21 protein-coding genes and 1 pseudogene are annotated in these 19,550 nt (G+C 35.5%); 10 read left to right on the top strand and 12 right to left on the bottom strand.

Annotation, left to right across the window (positions count from 1 at the left end):
• Positions 1-90: pseudogene (locus tag ACFSTA_RS20850) on the top strand (ATP-binding protein); the annotation flags it as partial.
• 110 nt (positions 91-200) lie between these two features.
• Here the strand turns inward: ACFSTA_RS20850 and ACFSTA_RS19970 are convergent.
• A complete protein-coding gene (locus ACFSTA_RS19970) occupies positions 201-614 on the bottom strand; it encodes a hypothetical protein (protein ID WP_377558592.1) in 414 nt (137 codons plus the stop codon).
• Positions 615-1,227: 613 nt separating this feature from the next.
• Positions 1,228-1,680, bottom strand: coding sequence for a helix-turn-helix domain-containing protein (locus ACFSTA_RS19975; protein ID WP_377558593.1), 453 nt, complete (start codon positions 1,678-1,680; stop codon positions 1,228-1,230).
• Between the two features lie 368 nt (positions 1,681-2,048).
• Here ACFSTA_RS19975 and ACFSTA_RS19980 point away from each other — a divergent pair, with 368 nt between their 5' ends.
• The gene (locus tag ACFSTA_RS19980) at positions 2,049-2,564 is read left to right on the top strand and encodes a DinB family protein (RefSeq protein ID WP_377558594.1); all 516 of its coding nucleotides are present in this window, start codon (positions 2,049-2,051) and stop codon (positions 2,562-2,564) included.
• A 116-nt stretch (positions 2,565-2,680) separates the two neighbouring features.
• On the opposite strand, the gene ACFSTA_RS19985 is transcribed toward ACFSTA_RS19980, so the two are convergent.
• Positions 2,681-3,022 (bottom strand): zinc ribbon domain-containing protein YjdM, encoded by a 342-nt coding sequence (locus tag ACFSTA_RS19985; RefSeq protein ID WP_377558595.1) that lies wholly within the window; start codon positions 3,020-3,022, stop codon positions 2,681-2,683.
• 302 nt (positions 3,023-3,324) lie between these two features.
• Here ACFSTA_RS19985 and ACFSTA_RS19990 point away from each other — a divergent pair, with 302 nt between their 5' ends.
• Entirely contained in the window at positions 3,325-4,002 is a 678-nt protein-coding gene (locus ACFSTA_RS19990) for an NAD(P)H-dependent oxidoreductase (RefSeq protein ID WP_377558596.1), read from the top strand.
• A 119-nt stretch (positions 4,003-4,121) separates the two neighbouring features.
• On the opposite strand, the gene ACFSTA_RS19995 is transcribed toward ACFSTA_RS19990, so the two are convergent.
• Positions 4,122-4,745 (bottom strand): DUF2306 domain-containing protein, encoded by a 624-nt coding sequence (locus tag ACFSTA_RS19995; RefSeq protein WP_377558597.1) that lies wholly within the window; start codon positions 4,743-4,745, stop codon positions 4,122-4,124.
• A 299-nt stretch (positions 4,746-5,044) separates the two neighbouring features.
• Between ACFSTA_RS19995 and rplK the strand changes: the two genes are divergently transcribed.
• Entirely contained in the window at positions 5,045-5,467 is a 423-nt protein-coding gene (gene rplK, locus ACFSTA_RS20000) for a 50S ribosomal protein L11 (RefSeq protein WP_377558598.1), read from the top strand.
• A 134-nt stretch (positions 5,468-5,601) separates the two neighbouring features.
• Positions 5,602-6,363 carry a MerR family transcriptional regulator gene (locus tag ACFSTA_RS20005; RefSeq protein WP_377558599.1) on the top strand — a complete coding sequence of 254 codons (762 nt, stop codon included), beginning with the start codon at positions 5,602-5,604 and terminating at the stop codon, positions 6,361-6,363.
• Positions 6,364-6,457: 94 nt separating this feature from the next.
• Here ACFSTA_RS20005 and ACFSTA_RS20010 read toward each other — a convergent pair whose 3' ends face one another.
• Both ACFSTA_RS20010 and ACFSTA_RS20015 read right to left on the bottom strand, forming a co-directional pair.
• A complete protein-coding gene (locus tag ACFSTA_RS20010; RefSeq protein ID WP_377558600.1) occupies positions 6,458-7,786 on the bottom strand; it encodes a sensor histidine kinase in 1,329 nt (442 codons plus the stop codon).
• Between the two features lies 1 nt (position 7,787).
• Positions 7,788-8,474 (bottom strand): response regulator transcription factor, encoded by a 687-nt coding sequence (locus ACFSTA_RS20015; protein ID WP_377558601.1) that lies wholly within the window; start codon positions 8,472-8,474, stop codon positions 7,788-7,790.
• Between the two features lie 186 nt (positions 8,475-8,660).
• Here ACFSTA_RS20015 and ACFSTA_RS20020 point away from each other — a divergent pair, with 186 nt between their 5' ends.
• Both ACFSTA_RS20020 and ACFSTA_RS20025 read left to right on the top strand, forming a co-directional pair.
• On the top strand, positions 8,661-9,668 hold the full coding sequence (locus ACFSTA_RS20020) for a DJ-1/PfpI family protein (RefSeq protein WP_377558602.1): 1,008 nt from the start codon (positions 8,661-8,663) through the stop codon (positions 9,666-9,668).
• Between the two features lie 56 nt (positions 9,669-9,724).
• Entirely contained in the window at positions 9,725-10,339 is a 615-nt protein-coding gene (locus ACFSTA_RS20025; protein WP_377558603.1) for a DUF2306 domain-containing protein, read from the top strand.
• A gap of 97 nt (positions 10,340-10,436) precedes the next feature.
• Here the strand turns inward: ACFSTA_RS20025 and ACFSTA_RS20030 are convergent, their stop codons facing one another.
• Positions 10,437-11,939, bottom strand: a complete 1,503-nt coding sequence (locus ACFSTA_RS20030) for a malate:quinone oxidoreductase (protein ID WP_377558604.1) — start codon at positions 11,937-11,939, stop codon at positions 10,437-10,439.
• 567 nt (positions 11,940-12,506) lie between these two features.
• Positions 12,507-12,896, bottom strand: a complete 390-nt coding sequence (locus ACFSTA_RS20035) for a DUF4181 domain-containing protein (protein ID WP_377558605.1) — start codon at positions 12,894-12,896, stop codon at positions 12,507-12,509.
• A gap of 308 nt (positions 12,897-13,204) precedes the next feature.
• Here ACFSTA_RS20035 and ACFSTA_RS20040 point away from each other — a divergent pair, with 308 nt between their 5' ends.
• From ACFSTA_RS20040 to ACFSTA_RS20050, 3 genes are all read left to right on the top strand, one after another.
• A complete protein-coding gene (locus tag ACFSTA_RS20040) occupies positions 13,205-14,155 on the top strand; it encodes an ABC transporter substrate-binding protein (protein WP_377558606.1) in 951 nt (316 codons plus the stop codon).
• Positions 14,156-14,282: 127 nt separating this feature from the next.
• Positions 14,283-15,311 (top strand): FecCD family ABC transporter permease, encoded by a 1,029-nt coding sequence (locus tag ACFSTA_RS20045; protein WP_377558607.1) that lies wholly within the window; start codon positions 14,283-14,285, stop codon positions 15,309-15,311.
• Entirely contained in the window at positions 15,308-16,333 is a 1,026-nt protein-coding gene (locus ACFSTA_RS20050) for a FecCD family ABC transporter permease (protein WP_377558608.1), read from the top strand. The genes ACFSTA_RS20045 and ACFSTA_RS20050 overlap by 4 nt, the downstream gene beginning before the upstream one ends.
• A gap of 183 nt (positions 16,334-16,516) precedes the next feature.
• On the opposite strand, the gene ACFSTA_RS20055 is transcribed toward ACFSTA_RS20050, so the two are convergent.
• The 4 genes from ACFSTA_RS20055 to ACFSTA_RS20070 form a co-directional block, all read right to left on the bottom strand.
• Complete coding sequence (locus ACFSTA_RS20055) at positions 16,517-17,077, bottom strand: putative glycolipid-binding domain-containing protein (RefSeq protein ID WP_377558609.1); 561 nt, start codon at positions 17,075-17,077, stop codon at positions 16,517-16,519.
• 190 nt (positions 17,078-17,267) lie between these two features.
• Positions 17,268-17,831, bottom strand: a complete 564-nt coding sequence (locus ACFSTA_RS20060; protein WP_377558669.1) for a group-specific protein — start codon at positions 17,829-17,831, stop codon at positions 17,268-17,270.
• 48 nt (positions 17,832-17,879) lie between these two features.
• A complete protein-coding gene (locus ACFSTA_RS20065; protein ID WP_377558610.1) occupies positions 17,880-18,782 on the bottom strand; it encodes a hypothetical protein in 903 nt (300 codons plus the stop codon).
• A complete protein-coding gene (locus ACFSTA_RS20070; protein WP_377558611.1) occupies positions 18,769-19,275 on the bottom strand; it encodes an RNA polymerase sigma factor in 507 nt (168 codons plus the stop codon). The genes ACFSTA_RS20065 and ACFSTA_RS20070 overlap by 14 nt, the downstream gene beginning before the upstream one ends.
• Positions 19,276-19,550 lie beyond the last annotated feature (275 nt).

Consider the following 19,550-nt stretch of genomic DNA (forward strand, 5'->3'; position numbering starts at 1 on the left):
CACCGAGTTGAAATAATACATTTAAACGGTGACAGTTATCGAATGAAGCATCGAAAGAACATCTTCGGGCAGGAAAGTGTAACAAATTAATCAGCAAAAACTGTAACATTTTACTTGACGGTCACAAATGTCTTTAAATCCTCCTTTTATAAGGGTTTAAAGACATCCATTTTTTCTATTATTTAACACGAACATTCTTTTTAATTTACATACTCGTTTAGTTTGCTAAGATCAAAATCCTTCTTATTTATAATAGTAAATTCTTGTTGCTGATTATCTTCGTAACTAAAGGTGTGTAATTGCTTATTATCATGCACAGTTAATCCGTATGCCTTCGAATTATTTTCCTTTATGGTGATCCAATATGTTTTTTCGAAACCGTCTAAAGAATTGGTTTCCTTTAATTCTAATTCAGAAAAATTATCCATAATTTTTTCTATTTCATCTGGATCACTTATCGTAACTTCTGTATCATTATGCGCAATCTCAATCGAAGTAATTTCTTCTACATTCAATAAAATAGCCTCTTCAAATAATTTTTTCTTAGGATACATGAAAATAATTCCTATAATCCCTATGATTAAAATAAGGGAAATAATAATAACTTTTTTCAAAATTTACCTCCTCATTTAATTGTCGTTAAATCTCTTCTTGAGGAATTTTTTCAGTTGCTTCCGAGCCCCTAAAGTCGCTTTCTATTCACTAGAGGTTCTCTACGAACAATTATTACATGAAGATCTATGAATAGAATACATAATGCTATTTTCTTTAAAGAAAAGCCATAATTAATTTAAAAATAGGATAAAAACATACAATAGGGATTACTGAAACAATTATTCCAGTCCAAAAGTACCTAAAGTGAATTAACAGGCCTATTACCCAAATAACCAAAAACAAAAAAAACTGAGGATAGACAAAGCCTTCTGATGGTTCTTCTCTAAGACCACTAGCAAATGGAACTGTTAAATACCAAACAGTCAAACCTGTTATAACAAAGTAGCAAATTCGAAAAGATTTTTTCCGTAAATGATTCACAAGACCTAACCTCCTGTAATTTAGAATACTCCCACTTCATATAGAATATATGGTTAGAGAATACTTCAGAATACTAGTTTAATAAAGAGATTAATAATGAATACATAAATAAGGAATAGAACAATCGCTCCAATTACAACAAAGACTGTTAAGTAGGCAAATAATACAAAATACGGAACCCCTTGCAATAATTTAATCTTCTTTATATTTATCTTTAACTATACCTGAACCGATTCCTGCACCAACCATTAAAATTAAAGGTCCAAAGCTCCAAAAAAACGACCCACTATAAAAAGTAAAATCTAAAGCAGTAATTTTATTTAGAGCCAAAGCACCTAGTTTGATAATCAAGAGTGCAATACCTATTAAAAATATAACATCAAACATAAATTTTAACCTGGGATACGCTAATTGCTTGCTATCGTTAATCACTTTCTCTGTCAATTCCTCATCACTCCTTAATAATTCATCAATTGTCACACCAAAAAGATCACTTACCTTTATAATAATTTCAATGCTTGGGTAATTCTGACCGTTTTCCCATTTTGAAACGGACTGTCGACTTACAAAAAGTTTGTCTGCTAATTCTTCTTGAGACCAACCTTTATTTTTTCGCTCATTTTTTAACTTTTCTCCAAAAATCATTTCTGTAGTCACCTTTCTGGAATGTATAATTCATTATTATTAAACCTGGTATGAAAAGTAAAGATAATTGTAGTTGCAATACAATGCAACCGGAAGTTGCTATCATCTAACATCCTAATTTATTCAGCATTTAAAAGCCATTATATATTGTATTATAAACAAAAAATATCATAAGACTGTAAAGCAATTTTGAAATGAAAAAGGTACTAAATTTATTAACGGATTACTTGTGAGGTGCACAAAATGGTGTTGGTTTAATTTAAGGGCATTAGATCTCTCTAAAACCTAGCTAAAAAATAAAGGGTTTTTGGGACTTCTGTCGAAAAGTTTAGAAGAGTTTATATACTAAACATTTGGAGGTTTTAGCTATGATGAAACTATTTGAATATAACTGGCAAGTTCGTGATGATTGGTTCACATGGTGCGAAGACATACCAGAGAAAGAACTACTAAAGAAGCGAGTCGGTGGGTTCGGCAGTATCCTACATACCCTGTTTCACATTGTAGATGTGGAATATATGTGGATCTTAGGTTTGCGAGGTGAACCAGTACCTGAGGAACCATCGTTTGAGGAATATGCTAGCTTACAAAAAGTAAAAAATATTTCAAGTCAATACCATGAAAAAGTGAAGCCGTTTGTGACATCTTGGACAAATGAAATGGATTCTCAGACACTTTCGGAAACTGATTTCAATGTTGAACCGATTAGCTCTAGAGACGAACCTATCAGGCGCCGAGTAATGGAATGTCCACACGGAGAGATCATACGTCATGTCATTGTTCATGAAACACACCATATTGGTCAGTTATCTATATGGGCACGTGAAATAGGAAAAGAGCCTGTTTCCGCAAATCTAAGAGGAAGAGGGCTGTTCCATAATTGAAAGAAAGCAATATAAAAATTTACATTGGAAAAATATTTTGAGAGTCTGCTTTGTTTTATTTTTTCAATGACAGACTCTTGAGTTTTATTATTTCAGACGTTCTCTTCCTCTTCTCATTATACTTTCTTAACAAATTCAGATTTTAATTTCATGGCACCTAATCCAAGAATCTTGCAATCAATATCATGATCTCCTTCAACTAATCGAATCCCTTTTACCTTTGTACCCATTTTTATAACTGATGAACTTCCTTTTACTTTCAGGTCTTTAAGTACCGTAACAGTATCACCATCAGTTAATTCATTCCCATTTGCGTCTTTAATAACCTTACTTTGTTCGCTATTTTCTGTATCTGCCTCTAAAGTAAACTCATGACCACATTCTGGGCAAACGATAAGACTTCCATCTTCATAAGTATATGCTGAACTACACTTTGGACAACTCGGCAACGTATCCATAAAATCCATAGCCTCCATTCTTTTGTGTAAAGAAATATGAGAGCCTTTACGAAATCGATAAAAACAAACTCTCTTAATTAAACTAGCATAAAATCTAATACAAAGGTACATATTCTAAAATAAATATACTTTAAAAACGTATTGCGTTTGAAAAATCGCTTATCTTGGGCCTAAAATGCATATGTGTAAAAATATATGTACATGTAGATGATATGGGGAAATGCATACCTTATCAAGCTGATAGATTGATTAAAATAAACCGTACTAATATTATGTAACATATAGAAAAAGGAGTGACACTTATGCGTGATAAAGATATGTTGAAACAAGAAATTATGGATGCATTCCATTTTAGACATGCCACGAAAGAATTTGACCCAGATAAACAGATTTCTGATGAAGACTTTCACTTTATTTTGGAAACAGGTAGGTTATCGCCAAGCTCATTCGGATTCGAACCATGGCGCTTTGTTGTCGTTCAAAATCCAGAGCTTCGTGAAAAAATAAAACAAACATCATGGGGAGCTTTTAGCAAACTTCCTGATGCTAGTCATTTTGTGATTTTTTTGGCTCGAACGAAACTTGACACGGTATATCATTCGGAATATTTAAAGGATCATTTACGAAATGTATCCCAATTTCCAGAAGAATTGTTAGAGAAGTTTTTAGAACGTGTGGAAGAATTCCAACGGGAGGATTTTAACTTACTCGATGGAGATCGTCCCTTATATGATTGGGCATCAAAACAAACATACATAGCTCTAGCAAATATGATGACTACTGCTGCCCAAATCGGAATTGACTCCTGTCCTATCGAAGGATTTCATATTGAAAAAATGAATCAACTGTTAGATGATGAGGGATTATTAGAGAATGGCCATTTTAGCATTTCTGTTATGGCTGCCTTCGGTTATCGTATGCAAGATCCTCGGCCAAAAACACGACGACCTTTTGATGATGTTGTGAAATGGATTAACTAATAATATACGAAGCTTTTCAAGGATTTTATTATCAATGGCATTAATATATAGAAGTATCTCTTTCAATTGGAATGAGATACTTCTATAACACAGTTCACACTTTTGGTGATCTCTTTCTCCTATTTTTTACGCATTACCCATTCTATAATTATAAAATTAATAATCATCCCTACCCAAATGTTAACATTTAGCGCTTCTTCAATCATTTGCTCTCTCCCATCAGGTAGGGAAAATCCATTTGCCGTGTAGTAGATTAATAGCAATATTGGCACTACTAACCTTCCGCTTACAGCTACTAACGTGATGCCAAAACTACGAATCATCCATTTTCGGTGGTCATCATATTTTTTTCGTATTGCACTACGATACCCTTTCCAACAGGTAAAAAGCCATAATACAGCTAATACGAGAAAAGAAATGGCCTTCGAAAAGTTTTCGATATAGCTTATATACACTAATGCAAGTATCCCACTTATAAAGACACTTATCACATATATCCTTCCAATATAACGATGGACTTTGGGTGCCTTTATTCGTAAGCGATCTATAAATTGACCAAAACCCGTTAATAATGCAATACATGCTGATACAATATGAGCAACTAAAAGAGAAAATTGTATGGATCCTGTTGAAATGGGTACACGGCTGTTAGCGGGATCTAGTGATAAATATGGGGCTACAAAAGGAATTGTTACTGCCAAAGATATAATAAATAATATCCACCAACTTTTTATACATTTCAATACTTTCACACCCCGAATTATTAGTCTACCTTCCTAAAAGGTTTTCTTCACACTCTAAAGTTACATGAAATTTATTAATACCTTCTAAACAAACTCTAAAATTTTTATAAACCGTAGATAACAAACTGCCTCCGATTCCCCAGTAGTATTTATAGTTAAAGTGGCTGTCTACAGAAATCAGATACATTGCTTTAATGATTTCTATTTTCACATGCCAAATTATCCCTTGACTCTCACGTTACGTTAGACAATATACTCCCTTATAAGGTGGAGCAATCAAAACGAAAGGGGGAATAAACATGGAAAAAATAAAAAGGAAAATAAAATTAGCAATTGAAGCCGGGAAAGCAAATCCCGCAAAAGTTGGAAAAGACTTGGCCCCAACCGGTATTAACCTTCTGCAATTTTGTAATAAATATAACGACATGACAAAGGGACAATTAGGACAAATTATCCCCGCGGAGATAACGGTATATGAAGACCGGACATTTGATGTGAAATTGAAAACTCCACCTTCGTCATTTTTACTAAAACAGTATGCAGGAATTCAAAAAGGAGCTGCCAGGCCAAGTATTGAAACCGTTGGGACTATTACACAAGAACAGCTTAGGAAAATCGCTGAAATTAAACTTCCAGACTTAAATACGACTAGTGTGGAAAGTGCTATGAAAGTTATCTCAGGTACAGCGAGAAACATGGGAATTCAAATTGAACACGACTAAACGACCTTCCATCTATAGATCCTGTTTAGCAAAGTGTATGTAGACTACTCTACCCTTCTCAAAAACTTTTTTCTCCCTGTTGACTCTAACGTTACGTAATAGTTTATAGTGAGTATGGAAAGGAGGTCAATGTGATGAAAAGAAAGGTTAAAGAAGTTGCCGATTTAGTTGGCATTAGCGTACGTACCCTTCACCATTATGATGAGATCGGATTATTGTCTCCAGAAGAGTCAACGGAATCCGGCTATCGTCTTTATTCAGATGACGATCTAGAGGTTTTACAACAAATCTTATTCTTTCGGGAACTTGACTTCCCTTTAAAAAAAATTAAAGAAGTGATCAATAGTCCATCGTTTGACCGACACGAGGCGTTAGGGTTACATCGAAAAATGTTGCTTGAGAAACGCCTGAAAATCGATAACATGATTACGACGATTGATAAGACACTTCAACATATGAAAGGAGAGATTCAAATGACGGATCAAGAAAAATTTGATGTGTTTAAGGAAAAAATGATTTCGGAAAACGAACAAAAATACGGGGAAGAAATTCGTGAGAAGTATGGCGATGATACTGTTGATGCAAGCAACGCTAAAATGAGGGGAATGTCTCAAGAGGACTACCAGGCTATGACTAAATTGGGAGAAGAAATATTTGTGCTACTTGAAAAGGCATATGAAACTGGGGATCCTGCATCCGATCTGGCACAGGAACTAGCTGCAAAGCATAAAGCTTGGCTTATGTACTCTTGGCCGACCTACTCCAAGGAAGCTCATGCAGGTCTAGCTGAAATGTACGTTGCGGATGAGCGTTTCGCTGCTTATTATGATAAGGTTGTCAAAGGTGGAACAGAGTTTTTACGAGACGCAATTTTGATTTATTTAGGTGAAAAATAAGCTTAGAAAAATGCAGCTGAAACAAGTGAGTGTTGTAGACATTTACTTGTTTCAGCGTTTTTCATGTGCATCTGTAATAGGTTGTTTTCTAGTACTAGATGGAAGAATTATTCGCCAAGGGTATCCAGCCTGTTACACGAGCACCACCCTCCGAATGATTTCCTACCTCAAGGTCCCCTCGGTGTTTTCGAACGATTCGATGTGAAATGGTTAAACCTAATCCAGCTCCTCCAGTCGAACGACTTCTTGATTCCTCACCTCGATACAGTGGATCAAAAACATGTCTTTGTTCCTCAGAAGTAAATCCTTTACCAGTATCTTGAATCGAAAAGATTACTTTATTGCTTTCCTTATAGCACTCTATTATTATCTTTCCGTTAACGGATGTATGTCTAACTGCATTATCTAATAAGTTATTTATCGCTCTTTCTAGCAAGTATGCATCACCAATGACCAAACACTCATTTGCAACGTTACTTTCTACTATCGAAATGTTCTTTTGTTTTGCTTGCGGACTCAAACTATTGATTGACTGCTTTAGAACTTGTACAAAGTCAACCGTATTTTCGTTAAGTTGCAACTCAATATATTCCATCTTTGTAAACGTAAATAGATCCTCTACCAAACGGTCCAATTGTGCTGACTTTTCCTTGCAAACAGCCACATATTTTGAAATTTGTTCTGGTGATTGAGCAATACCTTGTTCTAACCCATCCAAGTACCCTCTTAAGGCAAATAACGGTGTACGTAAATCATGTGCTACAGCAGTAATCAAGTATCGTCGTTCCTTTTCAAGTTCCTCTTGCTTCTGAGAAGATTCTGTTAGACCAGCAACCATAACATGAAAACCATCACTAACCTCTGCAATCTCTTTTATTCTAGTAGCTGGTAAATGGACATTAAAATCACCTTCTGCAATCTTTCGCGCACGATGACTCATTTCTTCAAGAGGCTTCAGAATGAATCGTCGCATTCCAAGACCAACAATAACAAAAGCTAACACTAAGCCAATAAACGCTGCAATCATCTGAACCATTCTTGAGTTTGACTGATAAATAATAACCTTGCCGATTACGTTTCCATTCTGCAGGATAGAAAACTGCTCTGTTTGTATAAATGTCCGATCTCGAACAGATTCCGTTTGAAAAATCTCTTTGCCGTATTCAGAAAGAATTGATACATCCAATTTCTTATTCTGTAAATGACTTCTTAATTGGCTTTGCCAATCAGATTCCGTCCAACGTTCTGTGTTGGCCTCTATCAGATGAATCGTTTCATCGATATCATCTTGTTGAGCATTAGTTGTGTCGAAATGAAATGTCCTTGTTTCCACATAGTGTGCAGCCAGTAAAAATAACCAAGGCAACAGAAAAATGAAAACCAGGCTGAGTAAGGTAAACTTACGAATACGAATAGTTTTCATTTTAATCTCCTTTAAAACGGTAACCTATGCCCCATACGTTGATTAAGTATTGTGGATTATTAGGATCCATTTCAATTTTTTCACGAAGCCTACTAAGGTGGACCCGTATGGTATGCTTATCACCAACTCCATCCCAGAACTTTTCCAATAACTGGTCGTATGTGAATACATATTTAGGGTGCTCAGCAAACTGCCGAAGCAGTTCATATTCTTTAGGTGTGAGTGAGATCGGTTTACCTTCAATAAAAATTTCTCTTGTAGACAAATCCAGTGTCAGACGTCCATAATCCAAAACTTTCTTTTGAATATCCTGCTGTGTATCGATGCGACGTAATACAGCTTTCACCCTCGCAACAACTTCTCCTGGTGAAGCAGTTTTCACAATATAATCATCGCCCCCGAGTGCTAGACCTCGAATTTTATCTACATCATCACTCCTTGCGCTTAGAAACAATATTGGTACATTACTCTGTTCACGAAGTTGCCTGCACAACTCAAATCCATTCTGTCCTGGCATCATAATATCAAGTATGATGCAATCAATCCTACGCCGTTCGAAAACTGTCAATGCTTGGGAAGCATCGCTCGCTGTTACTACATGAAACCCTTCATTCTCCAAAAAGTCCCTTAATAATTCAACTATACTTCTATCATCATCCACCACTAGGACCGTATGTACTTCTTTCATGAATGTTCCACCTCTATTCAATAAAAGTTTATCATTTTTCGATAAAGTAACAAGCCTGTAAAGCAAGTTGTGATAGTTTTGTGATGCTTTTATAGCTTTTTTTGAGACACGTAGTTGTTATGCTTCATATGTGGAACTAACAGCTTTATATGCAAGACTAATTTTTAATTACTGGAGGCTATATGTATGAATGTACAAATCGTATTGTTTGATGGGTTTGATTTATTAGATGTCATTGCTCCTTATGAAGTATTTACCGCTGCTGCAATGTACTCGGATGAGGAAATATCCGTAAATCTTGTAACTGCTGAAGGTAAGCGAGTAGTAACAAGTGGCGTTAACCAACTAACTTTGCAAGCAAGTGACAAGCTTGATGTATCACATAAAGGAATCATCCTTCTTCCAGGAGCATCAGGGACAGTTGGTGATGATGGAGCTGATTCCATCCCAATGAAATTGAAAAAAGCCACAGAAACAGATTTAAGTCGTTTATTAACCGAAGCAATGAAAAAGCCCGATATCCTAATGTCTACCGTTTGTGGTGGATCTCTTATCTTAGCAATGGACGGCTTATTAGATAGCCGCCATGCTGTAACACATCATATGGGGATGGGACTATTACAGGCTACAAATGCAATACCAGTCCAGGCGCGTGTCGTGGATGATGGTGATCTCGTCACCGGTGGTGGAGTTACTTCAGGACTTGATGTAGCCCTTTATCTAGTTGAACGTGAGATAGGTCCCCGTATAGCACAGGCTGTTGAGCAATTATTTGCTTACGAAAGAAGGGGAACTGTTTGGAAACCTGTTGGAAATATACCAAAAGAAACTCAACTGCACTATTCCGACGAAACAACTATGGAGGATTCTGTCATGCAAACAAATAAAAAAGTCAATATCCACGGGACATGGGATACGATCATTTCTACTCCAATTGGTAAACTATCCGTTTTATTCGATTTCGCTACGAAAGATGGGAAATTGGCAGGGACTGGTAAACAAGGTAATGATATAGTGGCTTTAGAAAACCTTACACACAAAGGGAACCAATTAAAGTGGTCTATGAAAGTTACCAAACCAATGCGCCTTTCGTTACAATTTAAGGCTAATATCGACAATGACACAATATTCGGTGAGGCAAAAGCACGAATGTTACCTGCATCTAAACTAACAGGACATCGTTTAGTAAAATAACGATAGTTTTGTAGAACTTTAACATGAACCATACGATTACTATGGAGGTTCAAAATATGAAAAAAAACATTGGAATAATTGTTGTATTCATCTCATTGATGTGGGTGTTACATACATTTTCAAAGAATTTTATGGTAGATCCTACATTTGCATCGTTTATATCGAAAAAGGATCAGTTGCTTGCTAACGAATCTCTTTGGATGCTCATGATTCGTGTTCATATTATGCTAGCCATTATATCTCTAATTACTGGACCTTTAGGTATTATAAAATCTATACGGGCAAAATCTATAAAATTTCACCGTTGGAATGGCCGCCTATATGTTCTGTCCATTGTCTTAAACTTTATTCCTGGAGTCTATGTTTCGCTGTCTGCAACTGGGGGGTGGCTAAGCACTTTAGGTTTCCTTACATTAAACATATTATGGCTTGGAACAACTTTACTCGGATATTTGTATATCAAAAGACGAAAAGTGATGATACATAGTCAATGGATGACGCGAAGCTTCTTTCTATCCTTTGCAAATATGACTATTTATATCATAGTAGCCATTATGCATAACGCACTACATTTCTCCTATGGGAATTCCTACACGATAGCTGTTTGGTTATGTTGGATTCTCACTCTTTCTATAGCAGAATTAGTCATTAGGAAGAAATTGCTCTTATAACGCTTATTTCTGTATTTGACTGTGATTAAAGGTAATTAAATAAAGGCTTAATTCGGTCTGAATTAAGCCTTTAACACTTGATTATACGGTCTATCATTTAACGATAGTTCGACTTTTCCCCGCTAAGTCCCAGTGTCTGCGTAGTTAGAGTATGAGTCTCCTCAAAAAGCTCTGGGTTTTCTGTTAGTGACAAGCCATAAGAAGGAATCATTTCTTTTATTTTTGGTTCCCACTCTTTCATATGTTGCGGGAAGCATTTATCTAATACCTCAAGCATAACATGAACAGCTGTAGAAGCTCCCGGAGAAGCACCGAGTAATGCAGCGATCGATCCATCCTCAGCACTTACAACCTCCGTACCAAATTGTAGTGTTCCTTTTCCGCCTGACTCGGTATCTTTAATAACTTGCACGCGTTGACCTGCAACTACTAAATCCCAGTCCTCGCTTTTAGCGTTCGGAATAAACTCTCGCAATTCTTCCATGCGCTGTTCCTTCGACGATATAACCTGCTGAATCAGATATTTTGTCAATGAAACGTTTTTTACGCCTGCTGCTAGCATCGTTATGACATTATATGGTTTTACAGAAGTTAATAAATCAAACATAGAACCCGTTTTCAAGAACTTCGGTGTAAAGCCGGCAAATGGTCCAAATAACAACGATTTTTTATTTCCGATATATCTCGTATCAAGATGCGGAACAGACATTGGTGGAGCACCCACCTTCGCTTTTCCGTATACTTTTGCATGATGCTGTGCTACAACTTCTGGATTGTTACACACCATAAATAAACCGCTTACCGGGAATCCCCCAATATGTTTCCGTTCAGGAATACCGGATTTTTGCAGTAAATGTATACTTCCTCCCCCGCCTCCGATAAAGACGAATTTTGCAGTATGCCTTTCAACACTACCACTATCGAGATTCCGTACTTTCACTTCCCATAATCCATCACTCGTACGATTAATATCCTTTACACTGTGTTTGTAGTTTATTTCGACGTCATTACTTTTTAAGTGGTCAAACAACATGCGTGTTAAAGCACCAAAGTTAACGTCCGTTCCAGAATCAATTTTTGTAGCCGCTACTGGCTCATTTGATTTGCGCTCTTCCATGATAACTGGAATCCATTTCTTCAGCTTTTCAATGTCATCGGAAAATTCCATACCTTGAAAGAGAGGGTTGTTTGATAGCGCTTCAAAACGTTTTTTCAAAAACGTTACATTTGCTTCTCCTTGTACTAGGCTCATATGAGGTATTGGCATGATAAAGTCCCGTGGATTACGAATTAGATTGCTGTTTACAAGATAAGACCAAAACTGCTTAGAAACTTGAAACTGTTCATTAACATTTATAGCTTTGCTAATATCTATGGATCCGTCCGGTTTTTCGCTTGTGTAGTTAAGCTCACATAATGCAGAATGCCCCGTACCCGCATTATTCCACTCGTTAGAACTTTCCTCTCCTGGGTTTGCAAGTTTCTCAAACACTTTGATATCCCATTCCGGTGCTAACTCTTTCAATAATGATCCCAAAGTCGCGCTCATAACTCCGGCACCAATTAAGATAACGTCTGTTTTAGATTCTCTGTTGATCATTATACCCTTCCTTATCCCCTATATTTGCAAAAGGTAGACACTCCTGCGCACCACAAAAATAAGGCGCCACCTAGGAACACACCTTTTCTATCTCTATTATAATTATATCATAGTCTATTATAGTTATTTATAGATTAAAATATCTACTACTTCTCTGATAATTTTATACTATTTATAGCTTATAAGAAAGTGAGAAGTTCTTCCACAAGGTCATAGGAATATATAAAATACAGGAGGTAGTCAGATACTTACAAGGGGATTAATGTTCAAGGTCAGTGACTATAGATTTCGTTGTTCTTTTATGTGTATTTCATTCCATTTTGAACCAGTTTATCCAATATCTAAAATTACACCGCATTCACACATCATTAGTTAAAATAATTTCGCTACACCTTTTAGCTTTATCTTGTCTATGTTATTTCGTATAAGTTTAGAGCAATAATAATACTACACTTATTTGTTGAATAGTTTCCAACACTTTAGCGCAGTTCTTATTTGTTAGGCTACCAGTTTATTATAAAAGTTGATTATCGCCTGAACTAAACCTTCCTTTTATTTCCAAAAATTCTAATTTTCAAATATGAGCTTAAGAAGGTTAAAATGCATAGTTAATAAGACTATAATGATTAAAAGAATCCCTTTTGTCAACGTTATGATATATTCTTTTGAATTATGGAGATATTTCCATTGCATGAACGCATCGAAACCACTAGCGACAATGATAAATACTATAAGTAAATTCCCAGTGTTGACTGTAGATAAATGATGATAGATGCTGATTATAAAGATAAAAATTAATACTATTAATAAAATTCCTGATGAGTGGATTCGGTTTGCATAACTTTTTTTATTATCCTTATTTATTTCTAGCCACTTTCTGAGGAAATGATCGGATATAAGTAATATAAGTACAATCAATGATAATAGTGGTAATAGTTTTATCCAAAACTCAATCATTATATTAAACTCCTTTATTAATCTTTTTATTAACATTAACACAATTACAAATTAAACAATACAAGTAAACAAAGCAGCTCCTCGACTTTTAAACGAAATCTTTCTACCTGCTAGACCAGGTAAGTATTCTAATGTGCACGCTTTAGCTAACATTTTCCACACCTTTTAAGCTAGATAAATCCATTCTTTGATACATCCCTTAAAAATACATTGACAGTTCTTAATTATCCACGTAATATAATATACGACTTATAATTGAGAATGAATATCAATATCAAAAAAATACATAAGGAAAGAGGTATTTGTCCATGAAAAAAACATCTTCTCTTTGGTCTATAATAGTAGTAGCAATGTTGGCTTTTATCATTTCTGCTTGTGGTTCAAGTGACAGTAACGGTAATGACTCAACGGAAGAATCCGGTGAAGAAAGAGTCATCTCTCATGAAATGGGGGAAACACCAATTAGCGGTAAGCCTGAACGTATCGTTGTGTTAGAATACTCCTTCGTTGATTCTTTAGCTTCTCTAGGCATTACACCGATTGGTATTGCAGATGATGGCGATTCAGAGCGTATTATCGGTCCAATTGCTGAACAAATTGGAGAATATACTTCCGTAGGGACAAGAAAAGAACCAAGTGTCGAAATTATTAGTAGTTTACAACCAGACTTAATCATTGCTGATATAAATAGACATAAAGATGTCTATGACAAATTAAGTGAAATTGCACCAACTATTGTATTATCTAGTCTAAGTTCAAATTACGAAGAAAATGTTGCTTCGTTTTCTGTTATCGCAGAAGCTCTAGGTGAAACAGAGAAGGCTGAGCAACGTTTAGCAGAACACGAAAATACTATGAATGAGCTAAAGTCTAAAGTACCAGAAAATGAAAGCCGTACCATTTTACCAGCAGTCGTAACAGACAGTGGATTTCATGCTCACTCCTCTACTTCTTATACCGGATCCCTACTAGAAACATTAGGATTCACAAACGCCGTTCAAGGCTCAGGGATTGAAGATGCTACCAATAAAATTGATCTAGAAACACTTGTAGAACATAACCCCGATGTATTATTCTTTATGACATCTGGTGGTGAAACAATTGTTAGTGAGTGGAAAGATAATCCATTATGGCAAGAAATCAGTGCGGTTAAAAATGGTCATGTTTATGACGTGGATCAAAACGAGTGGTCACGTTTCCGTGGATTGATCGCTGCTGAGCTAATAGTAGAAGAAACTATAAATCATCTATATAAGTAAAAATAAGATTAATAGCTTTTCTTAGGTTAACATGACATGAAAAAGCAGTAAGTTAAACTTAGCTGCTTTTTTCATTATAAAGTGAAATCGATATTTCTTATGGGTAATCAAGGAAGTGATTCTAATTATGAATGTCTCTGTACAGAAAAATTTTAAAAGCGCTAAGAAACGCCCTATCTTTTTAGGACTTCTTTTTATCATAGGCATTATCATTCTTACGATAGGAGTTATGCTTAGTATTTCTATTGGGATGGCAGAAGTGCATTTTTCCCATATAATAGAGTCTTTCTTTATTAGTGAGTTGTCAAAAGAGCACTTATTTGTTCAGACAATCCGCTTACCAAGAGCAGTCATCGCATGTTTAATTGGTGCGAACCTAGCCGTTGCAGGTGCAATTATGCAAGCGATTACTAGGAATCCCCTTGCTTCTCCTCAAATATTTGGGATCAACTCTGGTGCTTCCTTTTTTGTCGTCTTGTGTGCGGTGTTCTTTAGTGGAATGTCTCCAAGTTCCGTTGTATACTTTGCATTTTTGGGAGCTGCAATTGGTGGATTGTTAGTTTATTATTTAGGTTCATCTGGCGGCATGACACCTGTAAAATTAGCATTAGCTGGAATTACTATTCACTTCTTTTTATCCGCCTTAACGGAAGGACTTATTATATTTAATGAGCATACAACAGAAGGAGTTCTTTTCTGGTTAGCTGGAGCTCTTGATAGTAAAAGCTGGCAGGACGTTAAAACTATAGTACCATGGACAATTTTAGGATTACTTGGTTCTTTGATTCTTGCAAAATCGATCAGTGTACTAAGTCTTGGAGATAATGTGGCCCGGGGGCTAGGACAGCATATTGGACTAATCCGACTATTTTCAGGTGTCTTAGTTGTCATCTTAGCAGGGGCATCCGTTTCTATTGCAGGACCAATTGGTTTTGTAGGACTAATAATTCCTCATATCACTAGATATCTTGTAGGTGTAGATTATCGTTTGGTGTTGCCTTTTTCCGCTTTATTTGGGGCAATTTTACTCGTTTATGCAGACATCATTGCTCGGTTTATTGCTTTCCCTTATGAGTCTCCTGTTGGAATTGTAACAGCGATATTAGGTGCTCCTTTCTTCTTCTATCTCATAAAAAGGAGGAAGAAACTATCATGACAAAAAATAAGAAAAATCCAGTGACCTCAAGAGGGAAAATACTGACTCCGAAAAGACTATTAGTTTTTTTACCTATTCTTATCATTTTAGTATCTATTATAAGTACGGGTATTGGAGCAGTATTTATAAAACCGTGGGATGTACTTGCTGTTCTAATGGGAACAGGCGCGGAAATGGATACATTTATTATAGAAAGCTTTCGAATACCAAGAATTGTATTAGCGATACTAATCGGATCTGGGTTAGCTGTATCAGGTACTATCTTACAAGGACTTGTTCGAAATCCTTTGGCATCTCCTGATGTAATCGGAATTACGAAGGGTGCCGGACTTGCCGCTATCATTGTTATCATATTATTTCCAAAAGCACCAAGCATTGTTCTTCCTATTGCAGCATTTGCTGGCGCAATGTTAGTTGCGTTAATTCTTTTTGTTCTCGTATATAAACAAGGCGTTCAACCAACTACTTTGGCTTTAGGTGGGGTTGCATTAGGTGCATTATGCCATGCTGGAATACAATACTTCATGATTAAGTATCCTCTTGAAATAAACGCTGCTTTAATCTGGCTAACGGGAAGTTTATGGTCTAGTAGTTGGGAGCATATCTTCGGAACACTTCCGTGGATCATTGTTTTATTGCCGTTATCGATTATCTTAGCTATAAAACTAGATATATTAAACCTTGGAGATGATATAGCGCAAGGATTGGGTGAACGTGTTACACGTGTCAGATTACTTATGTTAACCATTGCAGTTGCTTTAGCTGCCGCATGTGTCGCAGCGGTCGGATCGATTGGCTTTGTAGGTTTAATCGCTCCACATATGGCAAGAAAATTAGTCGGTATTAAGCATAAATATTCACTTCCTGTGTCTGCTCTGATCGGTTCTTTGTTAGTATTAGTCGCAGACTCTATTGGCAGAGGATTAATTCCTCCAAAAGAGATACCAGTCGGAATTGTCATAGCAGTTATCGGTGCTCCATACTTTTTATATCTTTTACGTAAGGAAAGGAATAGTATGTAGAGCCTTTTAAAAAGGGTCATTTGCTAACGGATTCCTTTGCTTTGGGGTGGCAAATGTTAAATCACATGTACATCGTGAAAAGAAGCTTGGTGATGGTCCAAGCTTCTTTTCATTGTTCTTATAATTACTTCTTCTATTAAAGTACTCATTTGTCAAAGTAATAATATAGTGAATATCCTGAGCTTAAAATCTCCTGCTAAAAACATTTGGATAATCAACAACTAAACCATTTGAGTCTACACAAATGATTGTTTCATAATTATAGCAGCGGTAGTTGAAATATCTGAACTCACCTTCATTACGAATGTACTGATAAGATTGAGGAACCTTTTTCGTTTCTAAAGATGGGACTGATATGTACACCATATGAAAATGTTCTATTTGATTAATACTCCAATTAATCCTATTAATAGGTAAAGAGTTTGAAAAAGGGGTAGACGATATATCTATATCAATTGCCCCTTTAAGTTTATCAATTGAATCTCCTTTAGTATTATACCAGTTTCCTTTTCCATCAGAATGTAATTCCAGAGTAGATAAGCTATCAACCATAATACTAAACTTCCTAGTGCGCCATTGTTTATCTAATTCAATCGTATAACTCGTATTATAAGCTTCTGCCTTCTCTTTATCTACATAAATAACTGTACCTTGAGCAAGGAGTGAATTTTCAACAGTTTCCCCTATTTTAAGATACTCACAACCATATAGTTCCTCATTATCCCAAACCACTTTAAAATCCACGTAGAACCCCCTCCTTATTTATGTCATTTTTACTATTAAATTCGTTTTCTTTACTTTTAATCCTTCTTCACAATCCTTTTGTATATTATTACCTCCATAAATTCGATACTAATATAATATTCCATATGTATAGTTTTTTTCACAAAAATAAGACATACATTTAAAGATCGCCGTTTTATTTCTGCACTCTTTAATTAGTTTTGTCTCCCCAAGAGACTACCTCAGCATTCGAGATATTCACCTTACCTAAACTAAAAATGTGGGGGATAAACTGAAACATTCCAAATCGTTTTCCATTTATATGTTCCTCCTCATAATAAGAGATAGTATCAGATGGAATCGTAGCTATCTCTTCATATTTGTTTATATCAAGCAAATGAATAGTTTCATTTACTATTTCTGCATCGGGACCCTGATAATTCTCTTTATTGTATATATAAATTACATTTTTATTATCTTGCAGATTTGTGATTGGTATCTTGTAAAATTTCTTATCTCCATTGATGTTAACACCGACTTCTTTTAATGCGTTGTAAACCAAAGTTGGGTGCAGTGGTAAAAAATGAATAACATCATTCCACAAACAATTCAGTTTTGGTATTTTTCTTTCAAGTAATTTTCTCCGTGCAGGATGGTCATTATATTTCTTTACATACTCGAAATATAAAATTGCTTGTGTTGTCTTTAACTGGTTTAGTGGGAATAGCTTTTCACCTACCATTGTTTTGGGAACCATATGATAAACGTAATTGATAATATTTCCCCCTTTATAATTCCAACGTTACGATTTCTACTTTCCAATTTAATATTTATCAATCGTTAATCCTATCACAGATGTCCTGATTTCTTCTATGTCCTGAAATCTTTCTAGTTCTTGAGGTGTCCCACTAATAACAGCACCACTTATTTTATATTCATTTGACACGAATTCAGGGTATGGAGTTTCCCCAGAAATTGAGATACCATAGGCCTTTTCTCCATACAAAACCTTATCAAAATCATACTCGTGTTTCTTCAATTCTTGAATTTCTTCTTCACTAGTCTGATCAATCCATAACCAACCCACATTCTTATAGCCTAATCGTTCACCTAATTCCTTTGGTGACAGTGCTTCATGAAACGATAAGGCAACCTCAATTAAAGTATTTTCATCTAAACCTGTAGCAATCTCTAGTTCTTGAGGCAAGATATTATAACCTATCACAGGATAATAGAAGTCAATTTGTCTTTCATTGTTTAGGTGATTATATCGAACAGTTCTTTCTTCACCTCCTACGAGATACGTTTCAACCCTAGGAAACTCATTACTTATTACTTTGGCATCACCAACAATGGGATATTTCTTTCTCTTAATATCCCACACAATCCTTCGATCCCCCACCTTCTTATAATAAGTGATTTTACTTTCTACACTTAGAAAACCAGGAGCAGTGAATACTTCATCACTTTCTATACCTGCTCCTTTTACCGGTTCGTCACTTAAGAAAGGGATGGGGGTTTTTGATAGCTCTTCTTCTATCTTCTTATTAATAATAAATTGTCCACCAATACTTATAATTGCAATTAAAATACCAATGGATAAGATGGAAATAAGTATATAGAGACCAAGTTGTTTCAATTTAGTTTTTCTAACAGTCTTTTGAAATTCAGCTCCACTGACAAAATCTTTCTCTTGGCTTTGTCCTGGTTGTTTATTCTCGTCCATCATGGTCCTCCTTATATAATTTCATCAATTTTTTTCTCGCTCGAAATAAATTTGTTTTTACAGAATTTGTGTTTATACCGAGTAGTTGGGATATTTCAACATATGATAAATCAGACTCATATTTTAAAAGAAGTAGTTCTGAATAAAGCGGCTTCAGCCTGGAGAGTAATTTATGTATTTCCATGGCACTTTCTTTTTTAATCATAATAAGTTCCGGATGCTCATCTGTTTTCTCTTTAATAATTCTTTCTTCATTATTAAATAGGTATTTTTTATTTTTCCGACATTGATCATAATAATGGTTTAATGCTACTCGGATTAGCCAACTTCGTACTTTAGAGGAACGTATAGAGTCAGAAAATCTAAGATATTTATATGCTGTTTCTTGCACTGCATCTTCTGCATCAATGTGCGGAACACCTTTTTTCACTAAGTAACGATAAACAATATTTAGTTCACTATTTAATTCATCATTTTTTGTTTTGTCTTCCATGGCCCCTCCCCTTATGTATATAAGACGTATGAAGTGTAGAAAGGTTTACAATATTAACCTAAAATTAAATCTGGATATTCATTTTCATTCGCCTCTACACAAGAAGTATTTCTCTTTTTTTAGCTATGTATCGGGATTCATGATCTTCCTAGACAATATAACATAATGCCCTAAGTGTAACATTAGAAAATTCAAAATAAAGTCACGATAAAAGGACAACATTGAAAATAAAGTAGTTCAGTTTTCGCGGAGAACATTGTAAATGGCATATGAAT

Origin of the sequence: Ornithinibacillus salinisoli (assembly GCF_042684965.1) — a bacterium.
GTDB classification, from domain to species: Bacteria; Bacillota; Bacilli; order Bacillales; family Amphibacillaceae; genus Ornithinibacillus; species Ornithinibacillus salinisoli.